This window comes from Curtobacterium sp. MCLR17_042 (genome assembly GCF_003234695.1).
Taxonomy (GTDB): Bacteria; Actinomycetota; Actinomycetes; order Actinomycetales; family Microbacteriaceae; genus Curtobacterium; species Curtobacterium flaccumfaciens.
In genome coordinates this window covers 284,229-298,173 of record NZ_QKTD01000002.1, presented here as the reverse complement: position 1 = coordinate 298,173, position 13,945 = coordinate 284,229, and the positions used below count along the sequence as shown (strand labels likewise).

Sequence of the window (13,945 nt, the reverse complement as noted above, 5' to 3'; positions counted from 1 at the left end):
GCCGATCGCGCTGGCGCCCGCTAGCGTCGAGCCGACCGTGAAGGTTCACGAGACGACAAGGATCCGCATGTCAGCGCAGACGGCGAACACCGCCACCACCCCGACCTCGACCACCACCGACCGCCCCGGGTGGGCCGTCCTCGGCCCCGGCAGCATCGCCCGACGCTTCCTCTCGCAGTTGCCCGCCAGCGGGGGTGTCCTGGTCGCGGCCGGCAGTTCGTCCGCCGAGCGGGCGCAGGTCTTCGCCGACGAGGCCGCCGGGTTCGGGTTCACGGACGTGACCGCCGGGACCTACGACGAGGTCCTCGCCGACCCGCGGGTGGACGCCGTCTACGTGTCGACCGTGCACACCGGTCACGCCCGGCTCGTGCTCGCCGCACTCGAGGCCGGCAAGGCCGTCCTGTGCGAGAAGCCCCTCGCCGTGAACCACGGCACCGCGATGGCGCTCACCGACGCCGCGCGCCAGGCCGGCCTGCCGCTCGTCGAGGCGTTCATGTACCGCTTCCATCCGCAGACCGCGGCACTGCTCGACCTGGTCCGCGACGGCGTGATCGGCGACGTGACCCACGTCGACGCCTCGTTCGCGTTCCGGACGGGTGAGCGCACCGGTCGCCTGTTCGACGTCGACACCGCCGGCGGCGGGATCCTCGACGTCGGCGGGTACCCGGTGACGATGGCCGCGGCGATCGTGCAGGCCGCCACCGGGGTCGCCGTCGCCGAACCGGTGGACCTCACCGCCACGGGCACGCTCGGGCCGACCGGGGTCGACGAGTGGACGGTCGCGCAGCTCACCTACCGGGGCGGGGTCACGGCGACGGTCCGGACCGGCGTCTTCGTGCAGGACGACAACGCCGTGTCGGTGTACGGCTCGCGCGGTCGCATCGTGCTCACCGACCCGTGGACCCTGGGCGACGACCCCACCATCGAGATCCACACCGTCGACGAACCCCCTCGCTCGCTGTCGTTCGCGGGTGAGCACCCCTACGCCCGAGAAGCCGACGCCACCACCGACGCCCTGCGTGCCGGCCGGGTCGAAGCGGCGCAGATGACCATCGACGAGACCCTCGCCACCGCCCGCACGCTCGACAGGTGGCGCGCGGCGATCGGCCTGCGCTACCCGTTCGAGGCGGAGACCGCCGACATCCCGACGGTGTCCGGCCGGCCGCTCACCGTGCAGGACGGCAACCCGATGCGCTACGGCGAGGTGCCGGGCGTCGGCAAGCGGATGTCCCGCCTGGTGATGGGCGTCGACAACCAGCCCGACCTGGCACACGCCAGCGCGATCTTCGACCTGTTCGTCGAGCAGGGCGGCAACGTCTTCGACACCGGGTACATCTACGGCGGCGGTGTGCTCGAAGGACGGCTCGGCAGGTGGATCCAGAACCGGGGGGTCCGCGAGGACGTGGTCGTCATCACGAAGGGCGCCCACACCCCGCACTGTGACCCGGAGTCGATCACCCGGCAGCTGCTCGAGAGCCTCGAGCGCCAGGGCACCGACTACGCGGACATCTACATGATGCACCGCGACAACCCCGACGTCCCGGTGGGGGAGTTCGTCGACGTGCTCGACGAGCACCGCCGAGCCGGGCGCATCCGCGTGTACGGCGGCTCGAACTGGACGCCGGCACGCTTCGACGAGGCCAACGCCTACGCACGGGCCAACGGGAAGCACGGGTTCGAGGTGCTCAGCAACCACTTCGGTCTCGCCGAGGCGTACGACGTGCCGTGGGACGGCTGCGAACACGCGACCGATGCGGCGTCGAAGGCGTGGCTGGAGGAACGCCAGGTCCCGCTGCTGCCGTGGTCCTCGCAGGCCCGCGGGTTCTTCACCGGCCGCGCGACGCCCGAGGACACCAGCGACGCCGAACTCGTCCGCTGCTACTACTCGGACGACAACTTCGAGCGGCTCCGGCGTGCGCGGGAGCTCGGCGAGCAGTTCGGCGTCCCCGCGACGGCGATCGCCCTGGCGTACGTGCTCAACCAGCCGTTCCCGACGTTCCCGCTCTTCGGACCCCGTACGATCGCGGAGGCCCGGTCGTCCATGACCGGCCTCTCCGTCGACCTCTCCCCGGAACAGGTGGCATGGCTGGACCTCCGCGCCTGACCCCGGGCGGCCGCGCGACGATCATCGACGTCGCCGCGGCCGCCGGGGTGTCCCGGCAGACCGTCACCCGCGCGATGAACGGCATGTCCGGCATCAGCGCGGCGACCAAGGACCGCGTGCTCCAGGCCGCGGCTGCGCTCGACTACCGTCCGTCACGGTTCGGCCGCGGGCTCGTCACGGGTGGCGACCACCAGCTCGGGCTCGTCGTCAACGACCTGCGGAACCCCTACGCACCGGCACTCGCCTCCGCGGTGCTCGGCCTGGCCGCCGCCCGCGGGTGGAACGTCATGCTCGCCGACGTCGGGCTCGCGAGCGACTCGGACCGGATGGTGGAGTCCCTCGGTGCCCAGACCGACGTCGTGATCGGCTACCTCGGGTCCCGTGCGCCGGAGTGGATCGAACGGCTCGGCTCGGTCCCGGTCGTCGAGCTCGACCCCTCGGGGCCGGTGACCCGCGCCGCGGTCCGGATCGACCCGACCGCCGCGATCGAGGACCTCGCCGACCACCTCGTCGACGTCGGGGTGAAGCACCCCGTCGTGCTCGACGCCGCTGCCGACGGCGTGCCGAGCCAGCGCGGAGAGCACATGGTCGCGGCACTCCGGCGTCGCGGGTACCTGCCCGACCTCGTCGTCGCGTCCGCGCCCACCGCAGAGGCCGGTGCCGAACGGACCGAACGGATCCTCGCCGAGCACCGCCGGGTGGACGCGGTCCTGGCGTTCAACGACGTGCTGGCGCTCGGCGTGCTGTCGGCCTGTCGTCGTGCCGGCGTCGACGTCCCCGGTGACGTCCGCGTGGTCGGCGTCGACGGCCTGCCGCTCGGCACGCTCGTCGCGCCGACGCTCACCACGCTGGCCGTTGACCTCGACGAGGTCGCGGGTCAGGCCCTCGACCTGGCGCTCGGCATGCTCGCGGGCGAGCTGCCGCGCTCGGGCGCGGCCGTGGAGCGCACGGTGCGACACCGGTTGTTGCTCCGCGAATCGGCGTAGGCCCGACGACGCGACCGGTGGACCGACGCAAGGCCCGTGGCCGGACCGCCACGGGCCTCCCGGCCGTCGTCAGTTGCATTTGCAACCAAAACCGTCCGGACGGTACACTAACGGAGTCCTGACGGGGCGCGTGTCCATCCCGCGTCCCGTCTCGTCTGCCCCACGTACCACCCGCCGTCGACCTGGTCCGGCTCGAAGTCCCAGGAGTCCGCCGTGTCCGCACTGCTCACCAGCCCCGTCGCCACCCGCGTCACCGGGAGCCGCGCCCGACGGTTCCTCGCGCTCGCCGTGCTCATGCTGCCGGTCCTGCTCATCTCGGTCGACAACACCATCCTGAGCTTCGCGCTGCCGTCGATCAGCCGCGCGCTGAACCCGGACGCGACCACGCAGCTCTGGATCGTGGACGCGTACCCGCTGGTGCTCGCCGGCCTGCTCGTCGTGATGGGCAGCATCGGTGACCGCATCGGCCGCCGGCGGATCCTGGTGATCGGGGCGACCGGGTTCGCACTGTTCTCGGTGGCCGCGGCGTTCGCGACCGATGCCTGGATGCTCGTCGCTGCCCGGATCGCGATGGGCGTCTTCGGCGCGATGCTCATGCCCGCGACGCTGTCGATCATCCGCAACGTGTTCGTGGACGCGGGGGAGCGGCGGATGGCGCTCGCCGTCTGGTCGACGATGTTCGCGGCCGGCAACGCGCTCGGGCCGCTCGTCGGCGGCGCGCTGCTCGCGCACTTCCACTGGGGCAGCGTGTTCCTGGTGGCGGTGCCGATCCTCGTGCTCATGCTCGTCGGCGTGCCGTTCTGCGTGCCGGAGTCCCGCGACCCGATGCCCGGGCCGGTCGACCTGCCGAGCATGTTCCTGTCCCTCGGCGCGCTCGCACCCATCGCCTGGGCCATCAAGTCGGTCGTGCACCCCGAGGAGCGCGGCCTCGCGATCGCCATGCTCGCGGTCGGAGTCGTCTGCGGCATCGCGTTCGTCCGTCGGCAGCTGCGGTCCCGCACGCCGATGCTCGACCTGCGCCTGTTCCGCAGCACGGCCTTCACCGGCAGTGTGCTGATGAACCTGGCGGCGATGTTCTCGCTCACCGGGTTCCTGTTCTTCATCGCCCAGCACCTGCAGCTCGTGGCGGGGCTCGACCCGTTCGCGTCCGGCATCGTGCTCATCCCGGGGTCGGTCCTGACCATCGTCGCCGGGCTCGCGGTCGTGCCGATCGTGGCGCGTGTCGCCCCGCGCTGGGTCGTGTCGGTCGCGCTGCTGTTCTCGGCGGCGGCGTACGCCCTCGTCGCGGTCCTCGGACACCACGCCTCCATCGCCGCCCTGGCGTTCGCGTTCGTACTGCTGGGCATCGGGATCGGCGCGTCCGAGACGGTGACGAACGACCTCATCATCTCGACGGCACCGGCGGACAAGGCGGGTGCGGCGTCGGCGATGTCCGAGACGGCGTACGAGATCGGCGCCGTGCTCGGCACCGCGGTCCTCGGCACGATCCTGGCGACGACCTACCGGGCGCACGTCGTGGTGCCCGACGGGTTGTCCTCGGCGGCGCACGTCGCGGCGCAGGAGACCCTCGGCGGTGCGGTCGCCGCGGCGGGGCAACTCGGCGGCAGCGCCGGGCAGGTGCTGCTCGAGTCGGCGCGGGCGGCCTTCGACTCCGGCGTGACGATCACGGCGGGTGTCGCCGCGGTGCTCATGGTGGTGGCGGCCGCGGGTGCGCTCGTCATGCTCAAGCGCCGCTGAGCGGCCGCGCGGCCGCGCGCGCCGCGCTGCGCCGCGAGCGTCGCTGCGCTTCGTGAGCAGGAATGGTCGGGTCCCCGTGCGTGACCCGACCATTCCTGCTCACGAAGTGCCCGCCACGGCGCGCCCGGCCACGCCCGAACCTGTGAATCGTTGACCTCAACCAGGGTTCAGGTCATACGTTGGGTGACAGCCGCCGAGTGACGGCAGCCCCTCCCGAAGGAACGACCACGATCACCATGCCCGACGAAGCACCGGCAACCATCGCCGACGCGTACAAGTCCGCCTTCCGCGGGCACCCTGCCGGCGTCGCCGTCATCACGGCCGAAGGCCCCGACGGACCGACCGGCCTCACCGCCTCGAGCGTCGCGAGCGTCGCCGTCGACCCGCCCGTCCTCGTCTTCTCGCTCTCGACGAACTCCGGCTCGGCCGGGGTCGTGCTCGGTGCGCCGCTGTTCGTCGTGCACCTGGTCGACTCCCTCGGGGTCGCACTCGCGAAGCGCTTCGCCTCGACCGGCAGCCCGGCCGCCGACGACCCGATCTGGGGCACGTTGCCGTCCGGCGATCGCTACCTGCCGAGTGCGGCGAGTGCGCTCCGCTGCCGACCGCTGTCGACGACGCCCATCGGCAGCTCGACCGTCGTCGTGGCCGAGGTGCTCGACATCATCGTCGGCGCCGACCGCGGCGAGCCGCTGGTCTACCACAACCGGGAATTCCACTCCCTCACCGATCGTTCCCGGCTCTCGTGAGCCGCGGAGCCGCGTCCACAACCCACTGATCGAAAGGACCTCACATGGCTGAGTACACCCTGCCGGAACTGCCGTACGACTACGCCGCGCTCGAGCCGCACATCAGCGGCAAGATCATGCAGCTGCACCACGACAAGCACCACCAGGCCTACGTGACCGGTGCCAACACCGCGCTGCAGCAGCTCGGTGAGGCCCGTGAGTCCGGCAACTTCGGCGCGATCAACAAGCTCGAGAAGGACCTCGCGTTCCACCTCGGTGGTCACGTGAACCACTCGATCTTCTGGACCAACCTCGGCCCGGACACGAAGGTCCCCGAGGGCGAGCTCGCCGCGGCGATCGACGAGTTCTTCGGTTCGTTCGAGAAGTTCCAGGCGCAGTTCGCCGCCGTCGCGAACGGCATCCAGGGCTCCGGCTGGTCCGTGCTGGCCTGGGACACCGTGGGCCAGAAGCTCACCACGTTCCAGCTCTTCGACCAGCAGGGCAACATCCCGTTCGGCCTCGTCCCGATCTTCATGCTCGACATGTGGGAGCACGCCTTCTACCTCGACTACCTGAACGTCAAGGCGGACTACGTCAAGGCTGTCTGGAACATCGTCGACTGGGAGAACGTCGCCGCTCGTTTCGAGAACGCGAAGTCGCAGCGGTTCGTCACGCTCTGATCCGCGTCGGCGCGTCACCACGGTGACCACCTGACGAACGGGAGGCACGGTGCCAGCTGGCACCGTGCCTCCCGTTCGTGGTCCGGGTTCCGTTCCGGGCCGTGCGCGGTCGCCGTGTCCCGTCGCCGTGTCCCGTCGCCGGGTACGCGAGCGGTCCGCGATCGCGTGGGTGCGTGTGCTCAGCGCACGCGGTCTGCGGCGGCCGTGCTGGCTGCCAGGTCGTGGGCGATGCGACGCAGTGCAGCGTCGGCGTCGGTGTGCGCGCCGTCGACGAGCGCGCCCCACTGGGCTCCGCGGGCGGCCATGACCGTGTGCTGGGCCGCGCGTTCGGCGAGGACGGGGTCGGCGCCGTGTGCTCGGCACCAGGCCCGGACGGCGGCGACCTGGCAGCGGTGCGCGCGGCGCTGCCGGTCACGCCCGTCGAGGGACTCGACCGACCCGAGTTCGAAGGTGAGCCGTGCGGCCAGCGCACGGTGCGGGTCGTCGAGCCCGCCGAAGGTCGCGACCAGGTGGTCGGCGAGGGCGTCGGTGTCGGCGGCCGGGTCGAGTGCGGGCGCTCGGTGCGAGGTCGCGAGGTGCTCGACGACGGAGTCGATCAGGGCGTCGCGGGAGCCGAAGTGGTAGACGACCGGATAGGCGCTCGTGCCGAGTACGCGGCCGAGGCCCCGGACCGTGACGTCCTCGATCTTGGTCTCGACGAAGTGGTCGACGACCTTCTCGAGGATCGCGGGTTTGCGGGTGGGGTCGGGCTTCCTGGGCATGGCATCTCCGTCGTCGGGGCGGTGGTCGCGCGACCGCCCACATACTAGCAGCCGGTATATCAGTGACACCATTGGTCGTTGTGTGCGATCTCTCCGCGAAACCTCCGTTTTCACCGATAGAAACGGAGAAAAACTCGGCTCCGGGTAGACTGTTGCGGATGTCCATGCCGTACGAGGGCGCTCTGCCGCCGTCACGGCCCGAGGGGACCCGCGCCGGACGGGTGGTCGCGGGCCGTCGTCGCGGCGCCGGAAAACGCTTCCTGGTCGTCGGCGACGTCCTGGACGGCGTCCTCGTGCACACCACCGCACACCGGATCGGGGTGCACGACCCCGCTGCGGAGATCCGCCACCGGCCGACCGGTGCCGGTGGCAACACGGCCACGTGGCTCGGCTGGCTCGGGGCCGAGGTCGACGTCGTCGCCCGGGTCGGGGTCGACGACGTGTACCGCCACGAGCGCGCGCTCGAGGACGCCGGGGTCCGCGCCCACCTGCGCTACGACGCGATGACGTCCACCGGGGTCGTCGTCTCGGTCCGCAACGACCACGGTCGCACCGCGATGTCCGACCCCGCCGCGAGCGGGAAGATCAGTGCCGCCGACGTCCCGCCGTCGGTGGTCGCCCGCGCCGACATCGTGCACCTGACCGGCGCGGCCATGCTCGGCGGCGGTGCCGACCGGCTCGCCGACCTCGTGGCGTGCGCCCGGACCGGCCCGGCGCGCGTGGCGGTGGACCCCTCGTCGGTGGCGGTGATCGAGACGATCGGTGCCGACCGGTTCCTCGAAGCCCTGCGGGGCGTCGACGTGCTCTTCCCCGACCAGCACGAGGCGCTCGCCCTCGCCGGGGGTGACGACCTCGACGCCGCGGTGCGGCGGCTGACCGAGCACGTCCCGCTGGTCGTCGTCACGGCCGGAGCCGACGGCGCGCTCATCGGGCGCCGGGGCCGCAGCGTCCACCGGGTGCCCGCGACACCGGCGACCGTCGTCGACACCATCGGGGCGGGGGACGCCTTCGTCGCCGGGTTCGTCCGTGCGTGGGCGACGGATCCGGTCCGAGTCGGTGCGGCAGCCCGCGAGGGCACCCGGGTCGCCGCGCGGGCACTCGGCTTCGTGGGCGGTCGACCGCCGGTCTGATCCGACGGGTTCTCGGTCGGACCCCCGGGTCGGCGCTCCGTCGGGTCAGCGCTCGGTCAGCGCTCCGACGGTTCGGCCACGACGTTCAGGGTCTGGACGCGCCCCGCGGCGGCGGGCGCGAGCCGGATCTCGACGCGCAGTCGCCCGCAGGTGCCGGGGAGCCACCAGCGCAGGTGCGACGGTGCCGCCGAGTACTCGGACACCGGTGCGGCACGGAGGTCGGCACCGACGTCCGCGACGGCCTGCGCCACCGCCCGGCGCCGTCGGTCGTACGGCACGTCCATCGCCACGTTGGGCGTGCAGATCGCGTCCGCCAGGTCGTCCCGCCAGCCGGCCAGGAGGCGCGTCACGGCGGCCTGGGCGGCTCGCGTCGCGCGGGTGGTCGCGGCCACCCCGGTGCTCGCTCCGGCCACGTCGGTGCCGGCTTCCGCCGGGTCGGGTGTCCGAGCCGTCAGCGCCGCGTCGAGCACGAGGTCGTGCGCCTGCTGCGCGGCCGCGGAGACCTTGGCCTGCGTGGCGTTCTCGAACGCGACGACCCCGAGACCGTCGCGCACGGACCACCGCATGTGCGCGGAGAAGCCCGGGTAGCCGCCGGAGTGCGAGACGAGCTCGCCGAAACGGTCGTCCTGCTCGACGAACAGCCCGAAGCCGTACGCCGTCGCGCGGGCCGAACCCGGGACGACTGACGACGGGACGACCCGCATCGCCTGCTGCATGAGGCGGCGGTCTGCGGGGGAGACCGGGCCGGGCTCCGGTGCGGCGGAGAACGCCGAACCGAGGTGTGTCGCCCAGCGCGCCAGGTCACGCACGGTCGAGAAGAGCCCGCCGATCGACGAGAAGGCGCCGGGGCCGGTCATCGGCAGGGGTTCCCAGTCGCCCTCGTGTCCGCGGACACCGGTGACCACGAAGCCGGTCGACTCGGCGGCGCTGAACACCGTGTCGGTGAGGCCGAGGGGACGGAGCACGATCTCACTGGCGGCGGCGGTGAAGGGCTGCCCCGTCACGGCGGCGACGACCCGGCCGAGCAGCGCGTAGCCGAGGTTCGAGTAGGCGAAGCGGGTGCCGGGCAGCGAGTCGAACAGCAGGCTGCCGCGCAGGACCTCGTCGAGCTCGGCGTCCGAGATCGACTCCTGCCGGTCGGCCCAGGGGTCGTCGGTGGGGAACCCGGCCGACATCGTCAGCAGCATCCGCACCGTGGGGACCGGGGAGTCCGGGGTCGGCAGGGTGACGGCGCCGAAGGCCGGCACGAAGTCGGTGATCGGCGCGTCGAGGTCGAGTGCACCCCGGGCGACGAGGGTCAGCAGGGTCGCGGCGGTGACGCTCTTGGTGCAGGAGGCGATGCGGTACACGGTGTCGGCGTCCGGGCTCCGGCCGTCACCGCGGTCGCCGTGCCCGCCGGACGCGACGAGGCCGGAGCGGTCGAACACGCCCCACACGCTGCTCGGCGCGATGCCCTGTTCGACGCGAGCACGGAACAGCTCGTCGACCTGGTCGACGACCGCAGCGATCGCGGGGTGCGACCCGGTCACGAGCGCCGCATCCGTTCGTAGGCGTCGAGCGCCCGCTGCCGTGACGCCTTCAGGTCGACCATCGGCTCGGGCCGCAGCTCGTCGGCGGGGACCCAGCGGTGGACGTACTCGCGGTGCGGGTCGAAGCGCTCGAGTTGCCGATCGGGGTTGAAGACGCGGAAGTACGGGGCGGCGTCGAAGCCGGAGCCCGCGACCCACTGCCAGTTCGCCGCGTTGTTGGCGGGGTCGGCGTCGACCAGGGTGTCCCAGAACCACTGCTCCCCGACGCGCCAGTCGACGAGCAGGTTCTTCACGAGGAAGCTGCCGGCGGCCAGCCGCACCCGGTTGTGCATGGCCCCGCTGTGCCAGAGCTCGCGCATGCCCGCGTCGACCAGGTCGAAGCCGGTGAGACCCTGCCGCCAGCGGTTGACCTCAGCTGCTTCCGGGTCACGCCACGGGAACGCGTCGAAGTTCCGACGGACGTTGACGGTGGCGATGTCGTCGCAGTGGAAGTACTCGTTCCAGTTGAACTCGCGCCACGCCAGCTGCCGGAGGAACGCGGCGGCGTTCTGGCGCTGCGCGGGCTCGAGCCGCTCGTGCAGGCGGTGCCACACCTGGTACGGGCTGATCTCGCCCCACCGCAGGAACGGCGACAGGCTGCTGGTCGCTTCCATCGCGGGCTCGTCGCGCTGGTCGTAGTCCTCGAGCGCGTGCTCGACGAAGTGCTCGAGCTGCTGCTGCGCGCCGTGCTCGCCCGGGGTCCAGGCGTCACGGAGGCCGCCGGCCCAGTCGGGCTTCGTCGGCAGCAGTGCCCAGTCGGCCAGCGCATCACCCGTGACGTCGGCCGGAGCGGGCAGGTCGTCGGGGTCGGGCAGGGGATGGCGCGGTTCGGGCAGCGCCTGGACGGCGTTCCAGAACGGGGTGAAGACCTTGTACGGCTCGCCCTGCCCGGTGAGCACCGTCCACGGTTCCCAGAGCAGGTTCGCGGCGAAGCTGTGCGCCTCGACGCCACGGTCGTGCAGGGCCGCCTTGATGCCGGCGTCGACGTCACGCTCGACGGCGCCGTACCGACGGTTCCAGTACACGGCGTCGGCTCCGGTGTCGGCGACGAGCTGGTCGATCGCCGTCGCCGCGGCACCGCGCCGGAGGACCAGCCGGGAACCCCGCTCGCGCAGGTCGGCATCGAGGGCGGTCAGGGAGTGGTGCAGCCACCAGCGGCTCGCGGCACCGATCGGACGGAGCCCGGGGGACTGCTCGTCGAGGACGACCACCACCGTGACGTCGCCACCGTGGTCGATCGCCGCACGGAGCGCCGGGTTGTCCGACAGCCGCAGGTCGTCACGGAGCCAGACGATCGCGCCGGTCACACCGTTGCCGCATCCGCAGCGGCCACCGGGCGGGCCGTCGACCGCCGGCCCGGTGCTGTGCCGACCGCCAGCCGGAGCTTCGTGCAGAGCTCGGTGAGGGTGCGGAGTTCGGGGTCGGACAGTCCGGCGCCGACCTGCTGCGCGATGCTCGCCGCGTGCTGCACGGCGACCTGGCGGTAGACGTCGAAGCCGTGCGGGGTCAGTGCCACGATCACGCCGCGGGCGTCGGTGGGGTCCGGCTGCTTCTCGACGATGCCGCGGGCGAGCAGTCGGTCGACCAGGCGGCTGACGCTCGGCTGGGTGAGGAGCAGGTGCCCGGTGAGGTCGCGCATCCGGCAGCGGCGGCCGGGCTGGGTCGACAGGTTGAAGCAGACGTCGTACTCGTTGAACGAGATCTCGTCGCCGGGGAAGTCCGCGTTGAGACTCCGCATCACGGCGACCTGGGCGCGGAAGAGCGCTTCCCAGGCGGCGACCGCGGTCGCCTTCTCACTGCGGCGTGTCTCGCTCACGTTCGCGTTCCCTCCGGTCGTACGGTCTGACCACACTACCGACGGGGTCCGACAGGAGCCGGGCGACATGCACGAGGGCCGGCCGCCTGTCGGCGACCGGCCCTCTCCCTTGCACCAAGAGTTTCCTGCAATCACATTCCACAGGCGGTGCCACAGCAAACACCGTCTGCACCACCGACTGTATAACGAAGCGGTAACGGCGCGCCAGCCTCTCCGGGGCCGGTTCGCTGCGAGTTCACCAAGAGCAGTCGATCAGGCTCAGAAGAGGTCGGGCGACGGGGTCGACGCGTACCGCACGGCGACGTCCGCGTGCCGGTCGAAGCGGTAGCCGACGCCGCGCACGGTGCGGACGATCTCCTCGAACGCGCCGAGCTTGGAGCGGAGCCGACGCACGTGCACGTCGATGGTGCGCTCGTTCGGGGTCTCGTCCTCGCCGTCCGACCAGAGGCCGTCGATGATCGCGGACCGGTCGACGGTCTGGCCCTCGCGGAGGACCAGGAACTGCAGGAGCTCGAACTCCTTGTAGGTCAGCGGCGCCGCTTCGCCGTCGAGGGTCACGCGCTTCCGGGAGATGTCGATGACGACGCCGGTCTCCTCGGGCTCGGGCTTCTCGGCCTGCTTGCGGGCGGCCACCGCGGAGCGGTCCTGCAGGGCGAGGCGGACGACGTCGACGTCCCGGCCACCGGAGTGCTCGGCGGCGACGGCGACGGCCGCGTACGTCTCGGACGACGGGACGAGCTGCGCGGTGAGGGCCTTGAGCTGCTCGACCACCGCGGCGAGGCTCGTGCCGGCGGCGGCGGCCTTCGCTTCGTCGATGCCGACGTACAGGGCGAAGCCGCGGGCCTCGGTGCCCTCGGGGAGCGCGCGGTTCCGCTGCGGCGCGACCACGGGGCTCGTCGGAACGGTGGCCGGTCCGGTCGCTGCCGGCGAGGCCGGGCGCGGACGGATCGGCGTGACGGTGCCGAGGTCGGTCGGGGCCGGTGCGGAGCGGAGCGCGGTGCGGGGCTGAGCGATGGTGAGCGACATGGTGGTTCTCCGGGCGGTGTGGCCGGTGCGCGGGTGGCGCGGCGGCCGGTGTCGAATGCGTCATCCCGGGTACGGCGGTACGCCGATGTGCCCTGCGGTCCTGCTGCGGACCGGGGTCGACCCGGGGGAACGGGAGACAGACCTCGTGACGTGGTGCGCGTCGCCGACGGTGTCCGTCACCCGGGGATCACGCGCTCGCGACGGGGGTGGTGTCGCGGGGGATCCGGCTGGAACGGGTGCCGATCAGGCACACATTCGACAACGCATGACCGGCATGGTCGGCATCATCACGCCGACGGTCCCCACTGCCCCTGCGGAGGAGCACGCCTCGGAGAGGACGCGGGTGGACACGGTTGCAGTCATGTGACGAGTATCTGCGGTATACCAACGCGGTGTCAACCGTCCGCGCGGACGGTGCGGTGAGCGCGACCGCACGGACGTCGAGCGCCACGCCCGTTCTTTCCCATTGCGCCCGCGATGGAAAGTGGAATCGGGCGTACCGGGTGGAAAGAACGGACCGGGTACGCCCGGAACGACCGGGTACGCCCGGAACGGGCAGGCACGCCCGGAACGGGCGGGTACGCCCGGAACGGGCGGGTACGCCCGGAACGGGAGGGTGCGGTGAGCGCGACCGCACGGACGACAGGAGGCGCGGTGCCAGCTGGCACCGCGCCTCCAGTCCGAGAAGTGGCGGGTCTGCGCTACTCGGCCAGGCCGTAGAGCCGGTCGCCGGCGTCGCCGAGGCCCGGGACGATGTACCCGTTCTCGTCGAGCTTCTCGTCGAGCGCACCGAGGACGATCGAGACGTTGCGGTCGCCGACGGCCTGCTCGACCATGGCGAGCCCCTCGGGGGCACCGAGGATGCACACGCACGTGATCTCCTGCGCACCGCGGGCGAACAGGAAGTCGATCGCGGCGGCGAGGGTGCCACCGGTGGCGAGCATCGGGTCGAGCACGAAGCACTGCCGCCCGGACAGGTCGTCGGGCAGGCGCTCGGCGTAGGTCTGCGGCTCGAGCGTCTCCTCGTTGCGGGCCATGCCGAGGAAGCCGACCTCGGCCGTCGGGACGAGCTTGACCATGCCCTCGAGCATGCCGAGCCCGGCGCGGAGGATCGGGACGACGAGCGGCCGCGGCTTGGCGATCGCGACGCCCATGGTGTGCGCCACCGGCGTGTCGATCGGCGTCGCCGTGACCCGGACGCCCCGCGTGGCCTCGTACGCGAGGAGCGTGACGAGCTCCTCGGTCAGGGCGCGGAACGTGGGGGAGGGCGTCGTACGGTCGCGGAGCACCGAGAGCTTGTGGGTGATGAGCGGGTGGTCGGCGACGTGGACTCGCATAGGGTCGAGCCTAGCGTGCCGTCGACCGTCAGGAGGTCCCGTGGAGGAGGCCGCAGCCCGCCCGTTCGTCCCGGC

The 13,945-nt window shown here is 72.2% G+C and carries 12 protein-coding genes; 6 read left to right on the top strand and 6 right to left on the bottom strand.

From position 1 onward, the window contains the following. Positions 1 to 67 precede the first annotated feature (67 nt). The 5 genes from DEJ02_RS03640 to DEJ02_RS03620 all read left to right on the top strand — a co-directional run bounded on the left by DEJ02_RS03640 (position 68) and on the right by DEJ02_RS03620 (position 6,232). Entirely contained in the window at positions 68 to 2,104 is a 2,037-nt protein-coding gene (locus tag DEJ02_RS03640; protein ID WP_111032022.1) for an aldo/keto reductase, read from the top strand. Continuing rightward, positions 2,083 to 3,090, top strand: a complete 1,008-nt coding sequence (locus DEJ02_RS03635; RefSeq protein ID WP_111032021.1) for a LacI family DNA-binding transcriptional regulator — start codon at positions 2,083 to 2,085, stop codon at positions 3,088 to 3,090. The genes DEJ02_RS03640 and DEJ02_RS03635 overlap by 22 nt, the downstream gene beginning before the upstream one ends. Before the next feature lie 213 nt (positions 3,091 to 3,303). Continuing rightward, positions 3,304 to 4,827, top strand: coding sequence for an MFS transporter (locus DEJ02_RS03630; protein WP_111022220.1), 1,524 nt, complete (start codon positions 3,304 to 3,306; stop codon positions 4,825 to 4,827). Positions 4,828 to 5,063: 236 nt separating this feature from the next. Continuing rightward, positions 5,064 to 5,573 (top strand): flavin reductase family protein, encoded by a 510-nt coding sequence (locus DEJ02_RS03625; RefSeq protein WP_027466322.1) that lies wholly within the window; start codon positions 5,064 to 5,066, stop codon positions 5,571 to 5,573. A 44-nt stretch (positions 5,574 to 5,617) separates the two neighbouring features. Continuing rightward, positions 5,618 to 6,232, top strand: a complete 615-nt coding sequence (locus DEJ02_RS03620; RefSeq protein WP_027466323.1) for a superoxide dismutase — start codon at positions 5,618 to 5,620, stop codon at positions 6,230 to 6,232. Between the two features lie 179 nt (positions 6,233 to 6,411). Here the strand turns inward: DEJ02_RS03620 and DEJ02_RS03615 are convergent, their stop codons facing one another. Beyond that, complete coding sequence (locus tag DEJ02_RS03615; protein ID WP_071406286.1) at positions 6,412 to 6,993, bottom strand: TetR/AcrR family transcriptional regulator; 582 nt, start codon at positions 6,991 to 6,993, stop codon at positions 6,412 to 6,414. Between the two features lie 158 nt (positions 6,994 to 7,151). On the opposite strand from DEJ02_RS03615, the gene DEJ02_RS03610 reads away from it, so the two are divergent. Continuing rightward, a complete protein-coding gene (locus DEJ02_RS03610; RefSeq protein ID WP_111032020.1) occupies positions 7,152 to 8,123 on the top strand; it encodes a carbohydrate kinase family protein in 972 nt (323 codons plus the stop codon). 56 nt (positions 8,124 to 8,179) lie between these two features. Here the strand turns inward: DEJ02_RS03610 and DEJ02_RS03605 are convergent, their stop codons facing one another. The 5 genes from DEJ02_RS03605 to upp form a co-directional block, all read right to left on the bottom strand. Continuing rightward, entirely contained in the window at positions 8,180 to 9,652 is a 1,473-nt protein-coding gene (locus DEJ02_RS03605; protein WP_181440263.1) for a serine hydrolase, read from the bottom strand. Further along, entirely contained in the window at positions 9,649 to 10,998 is a 1,350-nt protein-coding gene (locus DEJ02_RS03600; protein WP_111032018.1) for a deoxyribodipyrimidine photo-lyase, read from the bottom strand. Before DEJ02_RS03600 ends, DEJ02_RS03605 begins: the two co-directional genes overlap by 4 nt. Continuing rightward, the gene (locus DEJ02_RS03595) at positions 10,995 to 11,507 is read right to left on the bottom strand and encodes a MarR family winged helix-turn-helix transcriptional regulator (RefSeq protein WP_181421263.1); all 513 of its coding nucleotides are present in this window, start codon (positions 11,505 to 11,507) and stop codon (positions 10,995 to 10,997) included. The genes DEJ02_RS03600 and DEJ02_RS03595 overlap by 4 nt, the downstream gene beginning before the upstream one ends. Before the next feature lie 258 nt (positions 11,508 to 11,765). Continuing rightward, entirely contained in the window at positions 11,766 to 12,533 is a 768-nt protein-coding gene (locus DEJ02_RS03590; RefSeq protein ID WP_111032017.1) for a winged helix-turn-helix domain-containing protein, read from the bottom strand. Between the two features lie 701 nt (positions 12,534 to 13,234). Continuing rightward, positions 13,235 to 13,870, bottom strand: coding sequence for a uracil phosphoribosyltransferase (gene upp, locus DEJ02_RS03585; protein WP_071406290.1), 636 nt, complete (start codon positions 13,868 to 13,870; stop codon positions 13,235 to 13,237). Positions 13,871 to 13,945 lie beyond the last annotated feature (75 nt).

Excerpts from the sequence above, each read along its gene's own strand:
- DEJ02_RS03590 (WP_111032017.1), bottom strand. The coding sequence starts at position 12,533 with ATGTCGCTCACCATCGCTCAGCCCCGCACCGCGCTCCGCTCCGCACCG.
- DEJ02_RS03610 (WP_111032020.1), top strand. The coding sequence starts at position 7,152 with ATGTCCATGCCGTACGAGGGCGCTCTGCCGCCGTCACGGCCCGAGGGG.
- DEJ02_RS03620 (WP_027466323.1), top strand. The coding sequence starts at position 5,618 with ATGGCTGAGTACACCCTGCCGGAACTGCCGTACGACTACGCCGCGCTC.
- DEJ02_RS03640 (WP_111032022.1), top strand. The coding sequence starts at position 68 with ATGTCAGCGCAGACGGCGAACACCGCCACCACCCCGACCTCGACCACC.
- upp (WP_071406290.1), bottom strand. The coding sequence starts at position 13,870 with ATGCGAGTCCACGTCGCCGACCACCCGCTCATCACCCACAAGCTCTCG.
- DEJ02_RS03635 (WP_111032021.1), top strand. The coding sequence starts at position 2,083 with ATGGCTGGACCTCCGCGCCTGACCCCGGGCGGCCGCGCGACGATCATC.
- DEJ02_RS03615 (WP_071406286.1), bottom strand. The coding sequence starts at position 6,993 with ATGCCCAGGAAGCCCGACCCCACCCGCAAACCCGCGATCCTCGAGAAG.
- DEJ02_RS03625 (WP_027466322.1), top strand. The coding sequence starts at position 5,064 with ATGCCCGACGAAGCACCGGCAACCATCGCCGACGCGTACAAGTCCGCC.